The sequence below is a fragment of the Salinimicrobium oceani genome, assembly GCF_012037645.1.
On the sequence record NZ_JAAVJR010001558.1, the window covers coordinates 1 to 292 of the forward strand.

Here is a 292-nt window from a genome sequence, read left to right on the forward strand (position 1 = left end):
TAACTCGGTTCCGGTTAGCAAGTTCATTTCTAAGGAAAGGATCGACGAAGTTTCTGAAGCCACTAAAGTAGGAGGTGCGACCCTTACAAAAATGTTGGGAACCAGCGCCTGGTATGCACCGGGAGCAGCAGTTTCTTCTTTGGTGCAGGCGATCGCTTGTGACCAGAAGAAAATGTTCCCTTGTTCTGCCCTTTTAGAAGGGGAATACGGGCTTAATGATCTTTGTATAGGGGTGCCGGTGATCCTTGGTAAAAACGGAATTGAAAAGATCGTTGAGCTGGAACTCGATGAT

General features: G+C 46.9%; 1 pseudogene. It reads left to right on the top strand.

The annotated features are described in order from the left end of the window. Positions 1-292, top strand: a pseudogene (locus HC175_RS23060) (malate dehydrogenase); the annotation flags it as partial.